The sequence below is a fragment of the Gordonia sp. NPDC003950 genome (assembly GCF_053605205.1).
Genome location: NZ_JBSGIT010000006.1, coordinates 46,261 through 67,308, shown reverse-complemented (window position 1 = coordinate 67,308; position 21,048 = coordinate 46,261). Strand labels below are relative to the sequence as shown.

Annotated in this window: 17 protein-coding genes; 9 read left to right on the top strand and 8 right to left on the bottom strand. The window is 65.9% G+C overall.

Going from position 1 to position 21,048, the window contains the following annotated elements; all coding sequences use genetic code 11:
* Positions 1-40: 40 nt before the first annotated feature.
* Both ACWETB_RS06810 and ACWETB_RS06805 read right to left on the bottom strand, forming a co-directional pair.
* On the bottom strand, positions 41-544 hold the full coding sequence (locus ACWETB_RS06810; protein WP_452210125.1) for a GtrA family protein: 504 nt from the start codon (positions 542-544) through the stop codon (positions 41-43).
* Positions 545-585: 41 nt separating this feature from the next.
* On the bottom strand, positions 586-1,416 hold the full coding sequence (locus ACWETB_RS06805; protein ID WP_452210123.1) for an aldo/keto reductase: 831 nt from the start codon (positions 1,414-1,416) through the stop codon (positions 586-588).
* Between the two features lie 138 nt (positions 1,417-1,554).
* Between ACWETB_RS06805 and ACWETB_RS06800 the strand changes: the two genes are divergently transcribed.
* The 6 genes from ACWETB_RS06800 to ACWETB_RS06775 all read left to right on the top strand — a co-directional run bounded on the left by ACWETB_RS06800 (position 1,555) and on the right by ACWETB_RS06775 (position 8,539).
* The gene (locus ACWETB_RS06800; RefSeq protein ID WP_452210121.1) at positions 1,555-2,787 is read left to right on the top strand and encodes an alpha/beta hydrolase family protein; all 1,233 of its coding nucleotides are present in this window, start codon (positions 1,555-1,557) and stop codon (positions 2,785-2,787) included.
* 48 nt (positions 2,788-2,835) lie between these two features.
* Positions 2,836-4,059 carry an alpha/beta hydrolase family protein gene (locus tag ACWETB_RS06795; RefSeq protein ID WP_452210119.1) on the top strand — a complete coding sequence of 408 codons (1,224 nt, stop codon included), beginning with the start codon at positions 2,836-2,838 and terminating at the stop codon, positions 4,057-4,059.
* A 13-nt stretch (positions 4,060-4,072) separates the two neighbouring features.
* A complete protein-coding gene (locus ACWETB_RS06790; protein WP_449742604.1) occupies positions 4,073-5,641 on the top strand; it encodes a phytoene desaturase family protein in 1,569 nt (522 codons plus the stop codon).
* A gap of 42 nt (positions 5,642-5,683) precedes the next feature.
* Entirely contained in the window at positions 5,684-7,108 is a 1,425-nt protein-coding gene (locus ACWETB_RS06785) for an FAD-binding protein (protein ID WP_452210117.1), read from the top strand.
* 28 nt (positions 7,109-7,136) lie between these two features.
* Positions 7,137-7,898, top strand: coding sequence for a decaprenylphospho-beta-D-erythro-pentofuranosid-2-ulose 2-reductase (locus ACWETB_RS06780; protein WP_348807374.1), 762 nt, complete (start codon positions 7,137-7,139; stop codon positions 7,896-7,898).
* 173 nt (positions 7,899-8,071) lie between these two features.
* Positions 8,072-8,539 carry a hypothetical protein gene (locus tag ACWETB_RS06775; protein WP_348807373.1) on the top strand — a complete coding sequence of 156 codons (468 nt, stop codon included), beginning with the start codon at positions 8,072-8,074 and terminating at the stop codon, positions 8,537-8,539.
* Between the two features lie 166 nt (positions 8,540-8,705).
* On the opposite strand, the gene ACWETB_RS06770 is transcribed toward ACWETB_RS06775, so the two are convergent.
* Positions 8,706-9,365: a hypothetical protein gene (locus ACWETB_RS06770; RefSeq protein WP_452210114.1), complete on the bottom strand. Its 660-nt coding sequence runs from the start codon at positions 9,363-9,365 to the stop codon at positions 8,706-8,708.
* A gap of 98 nt (positions 9,366-9,463) precedes the next feature.
* On the opposite strand from ACWETB_RS06770, the gene ACWETB_RS06765 reads away from it, so the two are divergent.
* Positions 9,464-11,404: a galactan 5-O-arabinofuranosyltransferase gene (locus tag ACWETB_RS06765; protein ID WP_348809723.1), complete on the top strand. Its 1,941-nt coding sequence runs from the start codon at positions 9,464-9,466 to the stop codon at positions 11,402-11,404.
* Positions 11,405-11,414: 10 nt separating this feature from the next.
* A complete protein-coding gene (locus ACWETB_RS06760; RefSeq protein WP_348807371.1) occupies positions 11,415-12,173 on the top strand; it encodes an MBL fold metallo-hydrolase in 759 nt (252 codons plus the stop codon).
* Between the two features lie 285 nt (positions 12,174-12,458).
* Here ACWETB_RS06760 and ACWETB_RS06755 read toward each other — a convergent pair whose 3' ends face one another.
* From ACWETB_RS06755 to aroQ, 5 genes are all read right to left on the bottom strand, one after another.
* On the bottom strand, positions 12,459-13,721 hold the full coding sequence (locus ACWETB_RS06755; protein ID WP_452210112.1) for a DUF222 domain-containing protein: 1,263 nt from the start codon (positions 13,719-13,721) through the stop codon (positions 12,459-12,461).
* Between the two features lie 484 nt (positions 13,722-14,205).
* Positions 14,206-14,529, bottom strand: a complete 324-nt coding sequence (locus tag ACWETB_RS06750) for an ArsR/SmtB family transcription factor (RefSeq protein WP_348807263.1) — start codon at positions 14,527-14,529, stop codon at positions 14,206-14,208.
* Positions 14,522-14,974 carry an SRPBCC domain-containing protein gene (locus ACWETB_RS06745; protein WP_348807264.1) on the bottom strand — a complete coding sequence of 151 codons (453 nt, stop codon included), beginning with the start codon at positions 14,972-14,974 and terminating at the stop codon, positions 14,522-14,524. The genes ACWETB_RS06750 and ACWETB_RS06745 overlap by 8 nt, the downstream gene beginning before the upstream one ends.
* Before the next feature lie 82 nt (positions 14,975-15,056).
* Positions 15,057-17,081: a protein kinase domain-containing protein gene (locus tag ACWETB_RS06740; protein ID WP_452210109.1), complete on the bottom strand. Its 2,025-nt coding sequence runs from the start codon at positions 17,079-17,081 to the stop codon at positions 15,057-15,059.
* 77 nt (positions 17,082-17,158) lie between these two features.
* Entirely contained in the window at positions 17,159-17,623 is a 465-nt protein-coding gene (aroQ, locus tag ACWETB_RS06735; protein WP_348807266.1) for a type II 3-dehydroquinate dehydratase, read from the bottom strand.
* Between the two features lie 57 nt (positions 17,624-17,680).
* Here aroQ and ACWETB_RS06730 point away from each other — a divergent pair, with 57 nt between their 5' ends.
* Positions 17,681-21,007, top strand: coding sequence for an arabinosyltransferase domain-containing protein (locus tag ACWETB_RS06730; protein ID WP_452210107.1), 3,327 nt, complete (start codon positions 17,681-17,683; stop codon positions 21,005-21,007).
* Positions 21,008-21,048 lie beyond the last annotated feature (41 nt).

The following is a 21,048-nucleotide window of genomic DNA, read 5'->3' as shown; positions in this document are numbered from 1 at the left end:
CCGCTCGATCGTCCCCCGCGTCGGCCGAGTGACACCGTCGCTACCGAATCTTGAAGATGACGGCCCGCTGGACCACGAAGTTGATGATCGTCGCCAAGCCCTGCGCGATGACGTACGCGATGAGGCTGTACATCAGCTCGTGCGGCCACAGACGCGACAGCCACACGTAGACACCGACGTTGACGAAGAAGGTGACGCAGTAGAGGACGGCGACCGCGATGAACCGTGCCATGCTCGGCTCGGCGCGGAAGGTCCACCGCCTGTTGAAGTAATACGCGGTGGTGGTGCCACAGATGAAGCCGATCGCCTTGGCCAGGCCGGCCGGCAATCCCGCCACATACTGCAACACTGCGGTGAGACCGAAGTCGATCACACCCGACCCGGCGCCGGTGATGACGAACCGGATGATCTGTGTCATCAGCGGGACGTCGGTGGAGGCCTCCCCGTCGTCGAGGGGCAGTTCCGGCGGCATCGGCGCATGACGCGTCGCGAACTCGTCATGCGTGTGCTTCGGCTCGTCGGAACTCTGGTCTACCACGGCCATCACCCTAGGTCATGGCGCTGAGAATTCACGCGGCCACCGGGTCAGAATTCTTCTTCCACATCCGAGTCGCGGGCTGCCTTCTCACCGCGATCCAGGCTCGCGAGGTCGGCCATGTCGGCCTCGGTCAATTCGAAATCGAACAGGTCGGCGTTCTCGAGCTGGCGTCCCTGGTGTGCCGATTTGGGCACCACACCGATGCCCTGCTGCACCGACCAACGCAGCGCGATCTGGGTGGGCGACTTGCCGTACTTGCGGGCCAGCCGGATGACGACGGCGTCGGCGAGCATACCATCCTTACGGCCGGTCGGATGCCAGGCCTGCGCATGGATTCCATTGCGCTGCATGAACTCTCGCAGATCATCGCGCGCCAGCGCGGGTGAGCACTGAATCTGGTTGAGCTCCGGCCACTTCCCCGTCTCGTCGTAGAGTGCCTGCAAATGATGGGCCTTGAAGTTCGAGACGCCCGGCACCCTGATGAATCCCTCCTCGGCCAGGGTCAACAATGCCTTCCACGACTCGACCATCGCGCCGAGACTCGGGCACGGCCAGTGGATCAGATAGACGTCGAGGTAGGCCACGCCGAGTCGGCGGGCACTGTCCTTGGCCGCGTTGATCGCCTCGTCGAAGCCCTGATCGCCACCACCGAGTTTGGTCTGCACCACGACGTCGGCACGATCGATGCCCGACTCCTCGAGCCCCATCCCGACGCTGCGCTCATTGGAATAGCGTGAGGCCGTGTCGAGCAGCCGGTACCCGGCGCCCAGCGCATGCGAAACAGCATGCGCGCAGGGCATTCCGAGCATGTCGTAGGTGCCGAGGCCGACCAGCGGCAGCGAAAAACCGGATGCGAGCGTGACCGAGGGGATCTCCACTACCTAAGAATATGGGCCAACCGTCGATCGGTGTCGGGTAGAGCGCCCAATAGGCGTGCGCCCACGTCCCGAATCGAACGCCCGCACGGCACGAACTCCCCTATCCGGAACCGGGGTGTGCACCCTACTCTTCGCCCCATGCTCTCCCTCATACGTCGGATGCGCCGACGGACCCACGCCGTTGTACCCACGGTTCTGGTCGGCGTACTGGCCGCCGCCGCGATCATGTCCGCCACCGGTTCCGCACACGCCGACGACGAGGTCGTCGTCGGAACACCCAACTGGTCGGGGTTGGACGTGACGGACTACTCAGGACCCATCCCGGCGCCCGGCACCCTGATGGCGAAGGTACCGCTGGCACCGTCGGTGTCGCTGCCCGCAGCGAGTTCGGCATATCGCGTGCAATTCGCCACGATCGACCAGCACAACAGGAAAGCGACCAGCACCGGTGCCGTCTTCGTACCGAAGGGCACACCCCCGGCCGGTGGTTGGCCGGTGATCTCGTGGGCGCACGGCACCGTCGGCATGAACGACGACTGCACCCCGTCGGCACTGCCGCGCAGCCAGCGCGACATCGAGTACCTCGGGCACTGGCTCAACCAGGGCTATGCGGTCGTCGCCGCCGACTACGTCGGACTCGGCACTCCCGGCCTGATGGCCTACCTCGACGGCAAGGCCGCAGCACATTCGATCGTCGACATCGTCATCGCGTCACACCACGCCGGGCTGCCGCTGGGCCCGAAGTGGGCGATCATCGGCCAATCGCAGGGCGCTGCCGCCGCCCTCAACGGCGCCCGCTACGCCACCGAATTCAGCCGTGGCTCCGGCCTCGACTACCGCGGGGTGATCGCGACCGGGATTCCGGCCAACCTGGAAAACCTGTACCAGCTGATGGGTCCCGCCGTCCCTCCCGTGGCTCTGCCCGGCAGCCTCAATGCCTACACCGCCTTCATCCTCGCGGGCTTCAATGAGACCAGGCCGGACATGCACGTCACCTCGGTCATGAACACCACCGGACTCGCACGCCTGGAACAGGGACGCACCACGTGCTATCCGGTCCTCAAGAACGAGCTGTCCGGCGACCACGTCAACACCTGGTTCGCCAAGCCGCTCATGTCGATTCCCGGACTCAGTGCGGCGTTGCGCGAGTACATGATGACGCCGTACAAGGGCTATGACCGTCCGATCTTCCTCGGCCAGGGCCTCAAGGACGCCGATGTCCCGGCGCCGTCGGCGCTGTCCCTGTACGCGCAGATGAAGGCCAACAACCAGCCGGTGACGCTGCACGTGTACCCCGATCAGGACCACTCGGGAACGGTTCTGGCCTCCGTGCCCGATTCCACGCCGTGGCTCGCCCGGATCATGCGCTGAGTCCCGATCGCGGCCGCCACGTGGGAGGGGCGGGTTATCGTCGAGATCATGGTGACGCGCCGCCGAGTTGCACCCGCGACCCTGAGACTCCTCACGTTCATCGTGTCAGTGCTTCTCGCCGGACTCACCGCGGCCCTCCTCCCCACCGAGGCACGCGCCGACGGCCCACCGCCCACCGAGACGCCGATCGATTCGGGTCTCGACGCGGCCGGCTATTCCGGTCCCATCGGTGCGCCCGGCACCCTGATCGCGCAGGTCCCGCTCGCGAGTCCGCTCACCCTGCCGTCGGCCGGACGCGCCTACCGCATCCTCTACGCGTCCCGCGACGTGCATGGCAGGCCCGCGGTGAGTTCCGGTGCGGTGTTCCTGCCGAAACGCCCCGCACCCGCCGGCGGTTACCCGGTGATCGCGTGGGCGCACGGCACCACCGGACTCGGCGACGACTGCGCCCCGTCGGTGCAGCCGCGCAGCTCCCGCGACACCACCTACCTCGATCATTGGCTCGATCAGGGCTATGCCGTCGTCGCCACCGACTACGTCGGGCTCGGCACCCCGGGGCTGATGAACTATCTGAGCGGGGTGGCGCAGGCACAATCGGTCGTCGACTCGGTGATCGCCGCGCATCAGATGGGCCTGCCGTTGGCCCGGAAATGGGCGATCGTCGGACAGTCGCAGGGTGCGAGTGCCGCCCTCAATGCCGCGCGCCGCGCCACCGCACTCTCGGCCGGTTCCGGACTCGACTACCGCGGCGTCGTCGCCACCGGAACACCCGCCAACATCGAGCAGATCGTCTCCCTCGCCCCGCCCGCACCCGTCGCGCTGCCCGCGGCCCTGACCGTCTACACGGCCTACATCTTCGCCGGATTCGCCGAGGCGCGGCCCGACATCGACATCGCGCAGGTCCTCGGTCCGAAGGGCCGCGAACTCGTCGCCGACGCGCGCACCATCTGCGACCCGGAGATGACTCCGCTGGCGTCCGGGGTTCGGCTGGATCAGTTCCTGTCCCGGCCGGTCAGCTCCATCCCCGGTATCCGCGAGGCATTGACGGACTACATGGGCACCCCGTCGTCGGGCTACGACCGACCCATCTTCCTCAGCCAGGGCCTCCTGGACTCCGACGTCCCGGCCCCGTCCGCACTCTCGCTGTACGCACAGATGGTGGCGGCCGGGCAGCCCGTCGAACTGCACGTCTATCCCACGAAGGATCACTCCGGCACGGTGCTGGCCTCGATCGCCGACTCCACCCCGTTCCTCTCCCGGATCATGCGTTGAGGCCGGCGGCACCGTGAGGACCTACGACGACGTCATCATCGGGGCCGGGCACAACGGGCTGACCGCGGCGGCCTACCTCGCGCGCGCCGGCCGCAGCGTCCTGGTGCTGGAATCCGCCGATCACGTCGGGGGTGCGGCGGTGTCGGCGATGCCGTTCCCCGGGATGGCCGCCCGCCTGTCGCGCTACTCGTATCTGGTGTCGCTGATGCCGGCCCGGATCATCACCGATCTCGACCTTGACGTCACCCTGATCCGGCGCCGATACTCGTCGTACACACCGCTGCCGACCGACCCGGCGCGCGGGGTCCTCGTCGACACCGACGACGCCACGGCCACCGCGCATTCCTTCGCCCAGGCCACCGGCAGCGACACGGAATTCGGCGCGTGGCAATGGTTTTACGAGCGGATGAGTGAGATCGCACGCGCGGTGTTCCCCACCCTCATCGAGCCGCTGCGCTCGGCGCAGGAGATGACCGATCTCGTCGTCGACGGCGACTCGTCACGCGCCGAACTCTGGGAGATGCTCACCGAACGCCCCCTCGGCGAGCTGATCGAAAGGTACTTCGACGACGACCTGATCCGCGGCATCGTCGCCACCGACGGCCTGATCGGCACCTTCGCCGACCTGCACGACACCTCCCTGCGGCAGAACATCTGCTTCCTCTATCACCTCATCGGCGGTGGCACCGGCGACTGGGATGTGCCGGTCGGCGGCATGGGTGCGGTCTCCGGTGCGCTGTATCAGGCCGCACTGGCCGCCGGTGCCGACATCCGCACCACCAGCACCGTCGTCGGGATCGACCCGGGTGACGGGCTCGTCGAATACCTCACCACCGATCACGGCAGTTCCCGGCAACGCGTGGCCACCGTCCGGGGCGAGATGGTGCACGGGGCGTGCGCGCCGGACGTGCTCAACACCATGCTCGACGAACCCCTCGACACCGAATCGGGCACCGCGGGCGCGCAACTCAAGATCAACCTGTTGCTCGACCGGCTGCCCGAACTGCGGGACCCCACGACGTCGCCGACCGCCGCGTTCGCCGGCACCTTCCACATCAACGAGTCCTACGACCAGCTGCGGACGGCCTGGCAGCAGGCCCGCAACGACGAGGTGCCGACCCTGCCGCCGTGCGAGATCTACTGCCACACCCTGTCCGATCCGTCGATCCTCGGTCCCGAACTGGCCGGCAAACACACGTTGACGCTGTTCGGCCTGTACATGCCACCGACGGTGTTCGCCGCCGGCGGCGCCGCCAGTCAAGCCGTCGAGGCGACCCTCGCATCGTTGAATTCGGTTCTGGCCGAACCGATTGCGCGCGTCATCTCCCACGACGTCCACGGCAATCCCTGTCTGGAGGCCAAGACCCCACTCGACCTCGAGACCGCACTGGGCCTGCCCGGCGGCAACATCTTCCACCGCTCGTTGCAGTGGCCCTGGGCACCCGAGGCCACCGAGGTGGGCACCTGGGGTGTCCAGACCCGCCATCCACGACTACAACTGTGTGGCGCCGGGGCCCGGCGCGGTGGTGGCGTCAGCGGAATTCCCGGCCGAAACGCCGCGGCGGCCGTCCTGGGGTGGTGAACGCCGCGGGCCGCACATTCGATTCGAGTATTCTCTTCAGCGATGTCTACAGATGAATTGCTGCCGATCACGACCCGTGAACTGGTCGGATGGTCACGCACCACACCCGTACACGCTCACGTGCTCTCGACGCCGTATCCCGAGGTCATCGCCGAGGCCGTGGCGCGTGTCGCCGACGACAACGCAGACAAACCCGACTACCTCAAGCGTGGTGTGATCGCGCGCGGACTCGGACGTTCCTACAACGAGTCCGGGCAGAACTCCGGTGGCCTCACCGTCGACATGACGCCGCTGACGCGGATCTACTCCCTCGACGAGGACACCGGCATCGTCGACGTCGACGCCGGACTGTCCATCGATGCCCTGATGCGGGTCGTCGTGCCACGCGGTTTCTGGGTGCCGGTCATGCCGGGAACGCGGCAGGTCACCATCGGTGGCGGCATCGCCCACGACATCCACGGCAAGAATCACCACGCGACGGGCACCTTCGGCGATCACATCGTCGAGATGCACCTGCTGGTCGCCGACGGCCGGATCCTGATCCTGACGCCCGAGGGATCGGCGGATGATCCCGACGGCACCCTGTTCTGGGCCACCGTCGGCGGTATCGGTCTGACCGGCATCGTGCTGCGCGCCAAGATCGCGCTCAAGCGCACCGAGACCGCGTACTTCCTCGCCGACACCTTCACCACCGCGAACCTCGACGAGACCATCGACCTGCACCTCGAGCAGCGCTACGAGGACGGCTTCGAATACGCCTCGGGGTGGTTCGACACCATCAGCGGCGGATCGAAGCTGGGTCGCGGTTCCTTCAGCCGCGGCAACCTGGCCACCCTCGACGAGTTGCCCGCAAAACTGCGCGACAAGGCACTGAAGTTCGACGTCAAGCCGCTGATCTCGCTGCCGAATGTCTTCCCGCGCGGCCTGGACAACAAGTTCGACTTCTCGCTGATCGGCGAGCTGTACTACCGGATGGGCTCCAACAAGCGCGGCATCATCGAAAGCCTGCCGCAGTTCTATCACCCGCTCGATCTGATCGGGAACTGGAACAACGCCTACGGCCGCGGTGGCGCGTTCACCCAGTACCAGTTCATCGTGCCGACCGGCAACGAGGGCGACTTCAAGCAGCTCATCCTCGACATCCAGGCCTCCGGGCACGTCAGCTTCCTCAACGTGATCAAGCTGTTCGGCGACGGCAATCGCGCGCCGCTGTCCTTCCCGTTCCGGGGCTGGAATGTGTGCCTGGACTTCCCGGTCCGCAAGGGGCTCGCGGAGTTCCTCAACGACCTCGATCGGCGCGTCATGGAGATGGGCGGGCGCCTCTACACCGCGAAGGATTCGCGCACCTCGGCGGAGAACTTCCACAAGATGTACCCGCAGATCGACGAGTGGATCGCCACCCGCCGCACCATCGACCCGACCGGTGTGTTCATGTCCGACATGGCCCGGCGCCTCGAGCTGGCCTGACCCGATCCGATCTGAAAGCAGAGAAACCTTGTTCAACGCCGTAGGCGCCCCCCAGTCCATCCTCATCCTCGGCGGCAGCTCCGAGATCGGCCTGGCCATCGCGAGTGAGTTCCTCACCCGCGGCCCGGCGCGGGTCGTTCTCGCCGTCGTCCCCGGCGATCCGACCGCCGAGGCGGCCGTCGCCACCATGAAGACCGCCGGCGCCTCCGAGGTCGAACTGATCGACTTCGACGCGCTGGCACCCGACACCCACGCCGCCGTCATCGACAAGGCGTTTGCCGGTGGCGACATCGATCTCGCCATCGTCGCCGCGGGTGTGCAATTCGACGACGAGGCCGTCTGGCAGGACCAGAAGAAGGCGGTCACCGAGGTGACCATCAACTACACCGCCGCGGTCAGCGTCGGCGTGCTGCTCGGCGAGAAATTCCGCGGGCAGGGACACGGACAGATCGTTGCGATGAGTTCGGTTGCCGGAGAACGTGTTCGGCGGTCCAACTTCCTCTACGGCTCATCCAAGGCCGGTCTGGACGGCTTCTACCTCGGCCTCGGCGAGGCACTCGCACCCGAGGGCATCGGCGTCCTCGTCGTCCGGCCGGGCCAGGTGCGTACCCGGCTGTCGGCCAACGTCGCCGAGGCACCGCTGACCGTCAACAAGGATGACGTCGCGCGGGCGGTCGCAAAGTCGGTCGATGCCGGCAAGGAGATCGTGTGGGTCCCCGGAACGTTCCGCTTCATCATGATGGTGCTGCGCCACGTCCCGCGGAAGGTGTTCCGCAAGCTGCCGGTATAGAGCGGTCTAGAGGTGCCATCTCAGCTCGTCTCCGAGGCGTGAGAGCGATCCCGACGTCACACGACCACTGGACTCGATCACTCGTTCCTACCGTTGAGTGATCGCCAACTGGCCTCGGCCTGCGGGAATCTACCGGATCCTGGCGCCGTGGTTCGATGGTTCGCATGGGCAGAATGAAATCCTTCTTGAACTCGTCGAATCGGGTTTGGTTCGCTGATGGCCCCACTGGTATCAAACCCACAGAAGGGTCGGCCTACTGGTGGTCACTTGACGATGGAAGCGATCTATGGCTCACCACCGCACATGAGGCTGACGTACATCGGAACGAGTATGCGTGGCGTGAATTTCCCAGCGATCCCGTAATCATCCTCGAGACAGTGATCCGGCGTGCGTCAGCGGACGAATCGGTCAGACTGCCTGCCTCCGTCTCCCGCTATCTTGGAATCAGAGACCGGCCTGCTGAGCAGTATCTTGACGACTTTCACATTGTTCCTGTAGAGATCAATCAGGAATTGTTCCTGGGCGTCGGAATTTCGTTCGATTCGCACAATTATATTGCGAGTGTGTTCAATGCGAATTGGGTCTGCGCGCTGTACCCCGGCCCAGAACGCTTCCTGCGGCTGTCAGTTACCGTCTCCTGACCGCCCGCTGGGAGGCAGCGGGGCAGCATCGCAGCGGGGAACGAATCCACGAACTAGCCCTGTGCGGCAGCAACTTTCACCACAAAGTCGCTGTGACCCACGTCCCTGAACCAGCCGGTCAGCGTTCCCCTGCCGAACACCGTTCAGCGGTACCGGATCCGAGCTTTCACGCCCCACAATCGGGTGAAGGCGCTCCAACCATGCACCAGGTGAGCGGACCGCCGGTGTCTCCGAGCCCATCGGTGAGCAGGACCGTCGTGTTCGACGAATCGCCGGACAGGCGGGCGGTGAACGTCTGTCCGGTGTGCAATCCGACGCCGGTGCCCGACCGGTCGATCTGCGTGGTCAGGGTGCCGACGATGTGGGTGTCGGAGTCGGTATCGCTACGTTCCCAGGTGAAGTTCCACTTCTCGTCGTCGATCGCGGACGCCCCCATCAGAAGTGTTCCGGTGAGTGTGGTGTCCAGGGACGACTCGTGGCGTTGCCAGTGACCGGCGAAGGCCGAGATGCCGGTCCCGTGGCCGGGCGGGAGGGTGTGCGTGGGGTCTGTCGTCGACGTTGTGGTGTCGGCGGGCCTTGTAGCGATGGGCCTCGTGGCAGTCGTGTCGGTCGTCACCGTGGCGGTGACAGTATCGGCGACCTCGGCGGGCGCTGCCGCAGAGGTGTGAATGGTGGTCGACGTCGGGTCGTTGGGCGAACTCAACGCCCCGCATCCGGTGAGCAGCAGGGCGGTGGCCAGCGATGCCGTGGCGCCGGCGACGGTGAAGCGAGTCCTCGTGATCGTCCTTCCGGGTGGTGGATGGGCCTCGCGAGTTATTTCGCACACCTAACGATGCCCATTACCGACGTCCCCTCTCCGAATGACTGTCGCGTCTTGCTACAACTGACTGCGTGACTGCGCAGACCCGAGAGCGGCAGACCCGAGTGCTGCGACAGATCAGACCCCTCCTCTCCGATCTCGCAGACCTCGTCATCGCCGTGACCCTCGGAGTGGTGATTTCCGTCGTCGGCCTCAAGGTCATCGACGCGGTCCAGTGGCCGGCGTTCAACTCCTCCAACGTGACGCGTGCACTGACCACGGTCGGCCAGGTCATCGCGGTGATCGTGCTGGTCGGAGCCGCCCTGCTGTATCGGTACGGCCGGTCCCGATGGCTGACCACCGTGCTGTCGACGGCCGGTGTGGCGGGCCTGGTGACCGTGACGCTGGGCATGCCGTTGGGTGCGACCCGGCTGTATCTATTCGGGTTGTCGGCGGATCAGCAGTTCCGCACCGAATACCTGACCCGGATGACCTCGAGCCCGCATCTGGCCGACATGACCTACCTCGATCTGCCGCCCTACTACCCGGCGGGCTGGTTCTGGTGGGGCGGTCGGTTCGCCGCCGCGCAGGGCATGCCCGGCTGGGAGGCGTACAAGCCGTGGGCGATCCTCACCATCGCGGTCGCCGCGGCCGTCGGTGTCGTGTTGTGGAACCGGATGGTCGGCGCGGATCGTGGCGCGGCGATCGCGCTCGCCGTCACCGTCGTGACGCTGATGGAGGCCTCCCCCGAGCCGTACGCCGCGGTGTTGGTCCTCATCGGTGTGCCGATGCTGATCCCAATGCTGTACGCATTGCGGGGTCGAAGCCGGATGGCCGACGGGCCGACCGGGTCGCTGCGGGCGGGGACGAGTTGGCCTGCGGTGATCGCTGCCGGGCTGTTCCTCGGACTCTGTGCGACGTTCTACACGCTGTACGCCGGGCTGTTCGCCGGTGTCGCCGTGTTGATGGCGCTGGTGCTGATCGGGTTCGGGTGGGTCCGGGCGGGCAACAAGGCGCTGCCGTCGGCCGAGGTGTCCGCGGCGCGGCGGGCCGTGATCGTCGCGGTGGGTGTGCGTCTGATCGTGATGGCTGCCGTGTCGGGGATCGTCGCGTTGCTTGTCTGGACGCCCTACCTGTTGGCGCGGGTGAGCAATGCGCCGTCCAGCGGCGGGACCGCCGAGCACTATCTGCCCGGGCGCGGCGCGGTTCTGCCACTCCCGATGCTCCACCTCACCATCGTCGGCGTCATCACCATGATCGGGCTGATCTGGTTGCTGCTGCGGTTCCGCGAGCGCACCATCGCGCTCGCCCTGGGTGTGACGGTGGTCGGGATCTATCTGTTCTGCCTGCTGTCGATGATCCGCACGGCCGTCGGGTCGACGCTGCTGTCGTTCCGGCTCGAACCGATCCTGGTGGCCGTGCTGGCCGCCGCCGGTGTCCTCGGTGTCGCCGAATTGTCACGGTGGGCGGTCGGCCGGTTCGGTGATATCCGGACGTTGATCGGAGTCGTCGCGGCCGCCACTGCAATCGCTGCGGCACAGGGCATTCCCGAGTACCTGTCGGGTGAGATCACCACCGCCTACACCGACACCGACGGCTATGGCGTTCGCGCCGACCAGCGTCCGGCCGGTGCCGAGTCCTTCTTCCCGGAGATCGACCGGAAGATCACCGCGCAGACCGGCCGTCCGGCCACCGACAATGTGGTTCTCACGGCCGATTACGGATTCCTCTCGGTGTATCCCTACTGGGGTTTCCAGGGATTGACGTCGCACTACGCGAATCCCTTGGCCGAGTTCGACAAACGGGCCGCGACCATCGCCAAGTGGGCACAGGTCACCACGCCCGACGAGATGATCGATCAGCTCGACCACGCCGCCTGGCCCGCACCGAATGTCTTCCTGTTCCGCTACTCCGCGGACGGCTACGCTTTGCGGTTGGCGCAGGATGTGTATCCGAACGATCCGAATGTGAAGCGCTACACCGTCACCTTCGATCCGAAGGCCTTCGACGATCCTCGTTTCGAGGTCACCGAGATCGGGCCGTTCGTGTTGGTGGTTCGTCAGTGACACCAAGGAGGTGATCGTGCCGGCCGAGAAGTTCGACCTCAGTCATGTCGACGGCGCGTCGTCACGGGCCTGGTTCGTCGGCACCCATGCCGTCAATTGGGTTGTCCTCCAGGATGAGTCCGGACTCACCCTGATCGACGGCGGCTACCCCGGCCAGGCCGATCTGGTGGTCGAGTCGATTTCCCGGATCGGCGCACGCCCCGAGGACATTCGTGGCGCCTTGCTCACCCATGCGCACGTCGACCACATCGGCGGGGTGGCGAAACTCGTGCAGCGGTACGGCTTTCCGGTGTTCGTCGATCCCGCAGAGGTGGGCCACGCCCATCGCGATCACCTCCAGCAGGCGTCGCCGCTCGACATCGCGTCGGTGGCGTATCGGCCGAGGGTGTGGCGATGGCTGGCCGAAGTGACCCCGCTGGGAGTGTTGAGCCGCAAGGGAATCGACTCGGCGGAGGCCTTCCCGGAGCGCCTTGACCTACCCGGATCGCCGGTGCCGGTGGCCTCACACGGCCACACCGACGGCCACAGCGCCTACCTCGTCGCCGACGGGGCTGCATTGGTGTCCGGCGATGCGCTGGTCAGCGACCATCCGATCTCCGGAATCCATGGCTGCCAATGCATTCCGGACGTCTTCCAGCATGATGTGGCCGCGGCCCGTCGTAGCGTCGAGGCATTCACCGAGTTGAATGCGACGGTACTGTTCCCGGGACACGGACCTCGAGTCGACGGTTCGGTGGCCGACATGGCGCGAGAAGCGCTGTCGCGCTGACCGTCGACCCGAGGTCGGCGTCCCAATTCACTATGGAGTTCTCAAGGAACCGATGCGGTCCCGGCCGGAGCCGGGTGCGGGTTGGTTGGTCTGTTATCTATCTGTGGGCGAGGGTCTTACCCCGTTGGTCGAGCGCCTCCCATTCGCCGGTCGAGCTCCTTTGCCAGCCGGTCGAGCCGTTGTTTCGCCGGTCGAGCCGGTGAGGAGCGCTAGCCGCCGCGTTGAGCTCCGTCGAAACGACGAGCCGTGTCCAGACCTCCGCAAGGCAAGGCTGGAACCGGATCCTCATGCCACACCCGGCAATCCATCCAATGTCATGGTCCTACGGTGATACGACCGCAACCGTCTGCGTTGTGGGTCAACACTTTCCGGTGGGATCAACCACGGGTGGTGATCGGCTCCCATGACGACGTCCCATCCGTTATGGTGGACATCGTCATGACAGGACGAACAGAGCAAAGCGCCGTTCTCCAAACAGGTTTCGCCGCCGTCGATCCAATGGACGATATGGTGCGCCTGGGTTCGTGAGGGCGGTGCCCCACACTTGATACATCCTTTGTCGCGGTGTGCCAACGCGCGTCGTTGGGCCCGGTTGAACAGTCGGATGGTCCGCCCGAGCGATAGTGGTACCTCGTCTTTGCTGACGATCATGACGCCGACGGTGGCGTCGCAGCACAGTTTGCGGGCGGTGGCTTCGGTGACCGATCCCATGAACTGCAACGATGCCAATGATGGTGTGCCGGTGGGGATGGTGAGGTTGACCAACTCGGTGGGCATGCGTGGTCCGTCGTCGCTGTGTTCGCCTGCGGCGGCGCGGGCGGCGGTGTCGAGGATGATCTCGAGGGCGTCGGCACGCACCTGACCTGCGGTGCGCGGATCGCGGGAACCGTCGGGTTGGGGTCGCGGTGCGGACAGCACTTCGATCGCCGTCCTCAACTTCTCCCCGAGCACGGCATGCAGGTCGCCGGTGACGGTGAGTCGTCCGTCGTCGGAGTCGTGGAAGTCGAAGGTGTTGATGGAGCGATCTTCGCCGGCCGGTAGGCCGTCGGTGTCGTCGGCCTGCTGGTTGCCGCGGCTCTTGGCGTACTCGCGGATTTCGGCGGGAGTGAAGCCGGCGGTGGCGTGCCCGAGTAGGGCAATGGCGTGTGCGTCGCGTTCATCAGCCGTGACGGGTTCGCCGGAACGTTTCTCGATGTGCGTCAAGCCTCGGACGATGGCGTCGGCGTGTTCGGCCGACAATGTGCCCAACGAGGTGTGGCGGTACACGCGGCCGATGTCGGGCGTGGTGCCCAGGCGGATCATGCGGGACGCGGAAGCCGGCGCGACACCCCATTCGTGCAACAACTTCTGGAGTTTGCGACCCTCCTTCTCTGCGACCTTGAGGTGATCACAGAGTCCGACAAGCACACTGGCGTGGTGATCGACCAGATTGCGGATCAGCAGGATGGCGTGCAGTGCGCTCTTTGCGTCGTCGCCGGTGAGGCTGCCGTTGGTGAAGTCGAGTTCCAATAACAAGTCGATGGTGATGTCAAGTTCCCCCGATGTCATGTACACCACAATACGCCTCGTTGGCGGTCGGCGCAAGGGTCAGTTCTCTGAATCCTGTTGCTGTGCATAACTTTTGATCTATGGATAACTTGTTCGTGGCGGGATCTTCTTGTCGGTGGCGTGTGGTATGGCGCGGCGCGTTTCGTGGGAGATGTTGTGGTGGTGGGGGTTCCAGCATCATGTTGCGAGGTCTCGACTCGGACTTCGCTAGCGCTCCGTCCGGCTCGACCGGCGGGATGGGGTCGGCTCGACCGGCGGGATGGGTCGGCTCGACCGGCGGGGCGGGGTCGCATCACCGAAAACAGAGCGCTGTCAACGAGGTTCAGGGCGCTGTCAACGAGGTTCAGGGCGCTGTCAACGTAGCCAAGAGCGCTGTCAACGGAATAGAGAGCGCTGTCAGTGAAGAACCGGGCGCTGTCGGTTCGGCAGGACTGTCACCGTCGGATCCACGACCCAGCAACCCTAAGGCGAGTCGCAACCTCGGTCAGTCGTCGCCCTCGGCGAGATCCTTGATGCGCGAGAGCCGTCGCTCCCACCCACCGGCGATCTTCTCCAGCTGGCGCGCGACATCGGACAACCGCGCTCCGACTGCCTCGTAACGGATTTCGCGCCCCACCTTCATCGGCTCGACGAGTCCGACGTCGGCAAGTATCCGCAGGTGTTTCGCGATGGCCTGGCGTGTGATGGGCAGTCGGTCTGCCAGCGCCGACGCCGATGCTGGCCGGCGGCCGAGTTCTGCGAGGACCTGCCAACGGCTGTCGTCGGCCAAAGCCGCGAAGACGTCGACCGGCGACGAGACCTCAGGCATGCGAAGTCGATTCGGTGAGAGCTTCTTTGGCGAGATTCAGTTCGAGTCTCCAGCCCTCGCTGTGATCGTCGAAACGTGAACGACGATCCATCTCGGGTTCGTCCAGCGAGGCGAATCCGCTCTCGGCGACCTTGAGCTCGACACCGCCGTCGGTCTGGGTCAGCCAGAACTCGACGAGAGTCGCTGCGCTGTCCAGATTCTCGGCATCGGTCAGCCATCGGAAGGCGGCGTACCGAGGTTCGTCGAGTTCGATGATCCGCATGGCGAAGGAGCCGTGAGTCGGGTCGTGGACGATGGTGACGTCGCCGCGGGTCTCGATGCGATGTTCGGTGAGTGCGCGATCGTTGATGTACCAGCCCGGTTCACTGACCAGCGCCCACACGCGGTCGATGGGGGCGCTGATGGTGACCTGGTGCTCAATGCGGTCGAAATCGGTGGTGGACATGGCGACTCCTGGATTGATCGGTTATATGCAACTCTATGGTTGCACTCAATCCACCTCAATGCAACCCCCCGGTTGCAGTTAGTCAGTGCCCCGGCGGCTTGAGGAGCCCCATGCAGAACAGATCACCGCTGCGGATCGCGCACATACCTCGGAATGGCACCACCACTTTCGAGGCACCGTCGAGCCCGTCGATTTTCACCGGTGTCGGGACGTTGTCCCCCAGAGTGCCGTTGGGGTTGGGAATGTAGTCGTAGTTGCTGCCCCAGCAATAGACCTCGTGAGCAGACGAGATTCCACAGATGAGCGGTCCCGAACCGACAGCGATGTCCAGGTACCCATGGACACCGGGCACCGGGGTGGGCTTCGGCACGTCGGCGTACTGACCGTCATCGCCGAGAAGGTGGCCCCAACATTCCGGGGTGCCATTCTGCAGGACGCAGAATACTCCGCCGCCACCGCTGATCTTGGTGATGCCGGCAATCCCGGTCATATCGACGACCGGTCGTGGAGTCGACTCCACTGCGTTCTCGTCGACGCGGCCGTTGCCGAGGAGCCCGTACGCATTGTTTCCCCAGCAGTAGGGCGTGCCGTCGCTCAACGCGCAATACGCAGAACCCGAGATCGCGACGTCCGTGACATGACCGAGTCCGGGCACCTTGGTCGGTACGGCAACGTAGTCCGTGTCGTCGGGGTACTCCAGCGAGTCGGCCACCCGGTAGCCCTTGTTGTGGCCCCAGCAGTAGACGTCACCTTCGCTCAGTGCACACCCCGTCGACGCGCCGACGATCTTTGTCACCTTGTCGATGCCGGCCAGTCGGGTGGGCGTGGTCACCGGCGGCGAGTAGTCGGCAGACCCGTAGCTGCCCCAGCAGTACACCTCCCCACCCGCGACCGCACAGCCCGCCTTGCCATCAAAGCTGACGTCGGTGACATCCTGTAGCGAGCCGAATGGCGCAGGGTTCGCATCGGGGAAGAAGTCGATGTACGTGTGCGACCACTCCTCGTCGGCCCAGCAGTACAACTCGCCGCCGTCGACGCCGCAAGCGGTTCCCATGAATCCGTCCACAGCCGTCCAATTCGATCCCGCGGCCGGATTGGCGATCTGACGAGGATCGGGGTCGCCACCACCACCCCGCACGACCACCACCGCGACGATCGCGATCACCGCAAGCAGCGCCACCACACCAACAGGAATGGCCCACAACCACTTCCGCCGCGACGAGGGTCGGGCAGGCGGAACCACCGGCCCACCCGGCGCAACGGGAGCAGCCGGCGCACCCGCCTCCTTGGTCAACGACACACTGCGCTGCCCAACCGAACCCGCAACCCCCACAGCAGCTTTCAACGCACCCGCGAACTCACCACACGACACGAACCGCGCCCGCGGATCCTTCGCCAACGCACGCGCCAGCACCGCATCGACCGCCGGATCACCCACCGACGGCACCGGCGCCGACAACTGCGCCATCATCAGTCCCGCCGGGGTCGGCGCCTCGAACGGGAGTCGTCCTGTGAGGCAGGCGAACACCAGCACCGCCAACGCATACTGATCCGACGCCGGCGACGGCATCCCACCCTGCAACAGTTCCGGCGCCGCGAACGACAACGCCTCCGGACCCGAATCAGCGCCGGCAACACCGAAGTCGGTCACCACCACCCGAGCGATGGCACCGTCCTCGCCGCGTGTCACGATCACATTCGACGGCGTCACCGCCCGATGCAGAACACCTTGGGCGTGCGCAGCATCCAACGCCGCGGCCACATCGCCGACAACCCGCGACAGTTCGGCCGGTGACAGTCCGCCGGCGTGGGCCAGGTCCGGCCCGTCGACGAACTCCGTCGCACACCACGGCACCCCACCGGACGCGAGATCACCCTCCACCCCGAACCGGGAGATCGTCGCAATGCTCGGATGCGACAGCTCCGACACCGTCCGCATCGAAGCGATGAACTGCTCGGGCGCAGGCCCACCACGATCGGGCTCGATCACATGCAGCGCGACCCGAGATCCGTCCTCCAGATACTCGGCCTCATACATCGTCCCGGTGCGGCCCGACCCCAGCGTGCGCACCACCCGGTAACCGGCGAATCCCTCGTCGGGCTGCATGACCGTCCCCCTCGATCTACTACGGTTCGCAGCAGAATACCGACGCCAGTCCGAACGGGAAGAACCGCGTCAGCTCGTCAACCGACCAACTCGACCAATCGTCGGATGGCGAACTCATAGCCCCGGATGCCGTAGCCGACGACGATGCCGGCCGCGATCGGCGAGACATACGAGTGATGCCGGAACGCCTCGCGCTTGTGCACATTGCTGATGTGCACCTCCATCACCGGAACCTCGGGGATGACGAGTGCGTCGGCCAGGGCGACGGAGGTGTGCGTCCAGCCGGCCGGGTTGATCACGATGCCGGACACGTTCCCACGCGCCTCGTGAATCCAGTCGATCATCTCGCCCTCATGATTGGTCTGGGCGGCACGCAGTCCGTAGCCGAGTTCGGCGGCGGTACGTTCGGCCAGGTCGACGACGTCGGCGAGGGTGTCGGCACCGTAGATCTCGGGCTGCCGCAAGCCGAGCGTGTTCAGGTTCGGGCCGTTGAGCAGCAGGATCGGCAAGGGTGTGGCGTCGGGAGCGGCATCGGTCGACATGACGGTCAGCGTACCGGCGGCGAAATGCGTCGCGTGATGCAACTACGATCACTCTTTGTGCCAGCAGCGTCGACGGTAAGGCGAGCCAGACTCCTCGCCATCATCACCGGACTGCTCGGGGTGTTCCTCGCTCTGGCGACTCCCCTGATGCCGGTCAAGCAGACCACCGCGGAGATCTCGTGGCCGCAGCACGGCGAGATCACCTCGGTGACCGCGCCGCTGGTCAGCTACGTACCCATCGACCTGGACGTGAGCGTCCCGTGCTCGGCGGTCGACGACCTGAAGCCCGGCGAGTCGGTGCTCCTGTCGACCACTCCCAAGGGCGCGGAGAAGGCACCCGAACGCGGCCTCTTCATCCGCACGACCGGCCCGGCCGGCGGCGGGCAGACCGTCGAGGTGGTCAACCGCAACGTGCCGCTGGTCTCGGCCACGCTCGATCAGATCCGGGCACAGGACTGTCGCGAGATCGTCGTACACGCCGATCACGACGAGGTGACCGCCGAATTCGTCGGCATGACCAACGACAAGGGCGAATCGCTCACCGGCACGACCGCCGACCGCGAGCTCTACACCTCCGACCAGCGACCGCAGGTCACCGGCCTGTTCACCGATCTGTCCGGCGCGGCGTCGGCGATCCCCGGGCTGACGGCCCACGTCACCATCGACTCGCGGTACACGTCGACGCCGACGATCCTCAAGTGGCTCGTCCTCATCGTCGGCATCATCTGCACGTTGCTGTCACTGTCGGCGCTGACGGTGCTCGATTCGACCGACGGCCGCAAGCACCGACGGATCTTCCCGGCCCACTGGTGGCGCCTGAATGCCCGTGACTACGTGGTCATCGGCGCGCTGATCGTGTGGCACTTCATCGGACCCAACACCTCCGACGACGGCTATCTGCTCACCATGTCGCGGGTCGCGCAGAACAGCGAGTACACCGCGAACTACTTCCGGTGGTTCGGCGCGCCGGAAGCGCCGTTCGGGTGGTATTATCAGGTCTTCGGTCTGCTCAGCCACGTCTCCGTGGCGAGCCCCTGGATGCGTCTTCCGGCTCTGCTCTGCGGCATCGGCTCGTGGCTGATCATCAGCCATGAGGTGCTGCCACGCCTCGGTCGCGCTGCGATCGTCCGCCCCGGGGTGGGGTGGACGGCCGCGTTCGTGTTCCTGGCTTCCTGGTTCCCGTTCAACAACGGGCTGCGCCCCGAACCGATCATCTGCCTCGGCGCGCTGCTGACGTGGTGCTCGGTGGAACGTTCCATCGCCACCGGACGGCTCCTCCCCGCCGCGCTCGCGTGTCTGTTCGGCGCGTTCAGCCTCGCGGCCGGGCCGACCGGATTGCTTGCTGTCGCCGCATTGATCGCCGGGGCGCGGCCCATGATCCTGGCGTTGATCAGACGCGCCCGGGCCATCGGTGGCGGCTGGCGGGCCTACCTGGCATTGCTCGCACCGATCGGCGCGGCCGGAACGTTCGTGGTCTTCGTCGTCTTCTCCAACCTGACGCTGCGCTCCTTCCTCGAGGGTTCGAGCATGAAATCGGCGCTCGGTCCCTCGCTGCACTGGTACAACGAGATCGATCGCTACTCGTCACTGTTCGCGTTCTCCGCCGACGGCTCCATCGCCCGGCGCTTCGCGGTGCTCGCGATGATCCTCGGAATGGTGGTCTCGGCCGCCGTGCTGATCCGCAAGTCCCGCATCCCCGGAACCGCGCTCGGACCGTCACGGCGCATCGTCGGAATCACGTTCGCGTCGTTGGTGTTCCTGATGTTCACCCCGACCAAGTGGACCCACCACTTCGGCGTATTCGCCGGTCTGGCAGCAGCTTTGGCGGCCATCGCCGCCATTGCCGCCAGCCAGAGCGCCATGCATTCGCGGCGCAACCGCACCCTGTACGCGGCGCTGGTGTTCTTCATCGTCGGTCTGGCGTTCACCGGCCCCAACTCCTACTACTACTCGTCGGCCTGGGGTATGCCGTGGGGCGTCGACCAGGTCACCATCGTGGTGCGCATCGGTACCGCCATGCTGGCAGTTTCACTGGTTTTGTTGTTGCTGGCGTTGTGGTTTCACTTCCGGGAGCCGTTCACCGGCACCGACCCGGAGGCCGCCGAGGAAGCACACTGGACCGAGCGACCACATCCCTGGTATCGCCGTCTCTGGCATTCGCTGGCCGGGGCTCCACTGGCGTGGGTGGCCGCGGTGGCGGTGGCCTTCGAACTGATCACCGCCGCCTTCGCCGGTATCCACCAGGCCGAGTCGTATTCGGTGCCGCGTTCCAACCTCGAGGCCCTGACCGGCAAACAGTGCGGCATGGCCGACAAGATCTGGATCGAGCAGAACCCGAGCGATTACCAACTCACCCCGGTTGATTCGACGCTGCGCGATCCGCTCGCCGGACCCACGACACAACCCGCGGATTCGACCCGGCAGGCGACCACCGGATTCACCCCCGACGGTACGCACGATGACCTCAACGCCAATGCCCCGGCCGGATCGCTCGGCGTCCTCGCCGGCGACGCGGCCGCAGACCCGGATGTGTTGATCGCGAACGCCGGTGGCACCGGCGGCGGTGAGGAGGCCACTCCCGGCGTCAACGGCAGCCACGCGTCGTTGCCGTTCGAGCTCGACCGGTCGAAAACCCCTGTGCTCGGCAGCTATTCGGATACCGACCAGACCACGGCGCGACTCACCTCCGGCTGGTATCGGATGCCGACCGACTACAAGTCGTTGCCCCTGGTGACGTTCTCGGTGGCCGGGATGTTCGACTATCCGCAGAATCTGCAGCTCGAGTACACCACCGATCCGATCGGCAACGACACCCGGGACGCAGACCTCACTGCCGCGGGCGCGAAGGACATGATCGACCCGGGGCCGCGTCCGTCGTGGCGCAACGTGCGACTACCCACCAGCGACCTGCCCGACGGGGTAACCGCGGTGCGCATCGTCGCCACCGACGACAACCTGTCCCAGGACCGCTACATCATGGTCACCCCGCCGCGGCTACCGAAGATGCAGACCCTGCAAGAGGTTGTCGGAAGCAGCGATCCGGTGCACGTCGACTGGACCTCCGGCCTGGTCTTCCCCTGCCAGCGTCCCTTCACCCATCACGACGGCGTCGCCGAAATCCCCCGGTGGCGCATCGAACCCGGCGCCGACCTGTCGGCCGCGGTGTCGGCGTGGCAGGACAGCTTCGGCGGCGGACCCTTGGGGTGGGAGCAGGTCCTCCTCGACCCGACCGCCGTCGGCACTTACCTGCAGGGCGACGTCGGACGCGACTGGGGATCGCTGGAACGTCTTGTCCCGTACGACGATGTGACCACGAACGCGGACATCACCACCGGAACACAGACCCGCAGCGGGCTGTGGAGTCCCGCGCCGATTCGGTACTGAGCTGGATCGCTTTCACGTTGGGGTGGTCTCGATACGCCCCT

Coding starts and splice junctions, on each gene's coding strand:
- ACWETB_RS06785 (WP_452210117.1), top strand. CDS start 5,684: ATGTCTACAGATGAATTGCTGCCGATCACGACCCGTGAACTGGTCGGA.
- ACWETB_RS06755 (WP_452210112.1), bottom strand. CDS start 13,721: ATGACATCGGGGGAACTTGACATCACCATCGACTTGTTATTGGAACTC.
- ACWETB_RS06800 (WP_452210121.1), top strand. CDS start 1,555: ATGCTCTCCCTCATACGTCGGATGCGCCGACGGACCCACGCCGTTGTA.
- ACWETB_RS06775 (WP_348807373.1), top strand. CDS start 8,072: ATGAAATCCTTCTTGAACTCGTCGAATCGGGTTTGGTTCGCTGATGGC.
- ACWETB_RS06810 (WP_452210125.1), bottom strand. CDS start 544: ATGGCCGTGGTAGACCAGAGTTCCGACGAGCCGAAGCACACGCATGAC.
- ACWETB_RS06740 (WP_452210109.1), bottom strand. CDS start 17,081: ATGCAGCCCGACGAGGGATTCGCCGGTTACCGGGTGGTGCGCACGCTG.
- ACWETB_RS06750 (WP_348807263.1), bottom strand. CDS start 14,529: ATGCCTGAGGTCTCGTCGCCGGTCGACGTCTTCGCGGCTTTGGCCGAC.
- aroQ (WP_348807266.1), bottom strand. CDS start 17,623: ATGTCGACCGATGCCGCTCCCGACGCCACACCCTTGCCGATCCTGCTG.
- ACWETB_RS06745 (WP_348807264.1), bottom strand. CDS start 14,974: ATGTCCACCACCGATTTCGACCGCATTGAGCACCAGGTCACCATCAGC.
- ACWETB_RS06795 (WP_452210119.1), top strand. CDS start 2,836: ATGGTGACGCGCCGCCGAGTTGCACCCGCGACCCTGAGACTCCTCACG.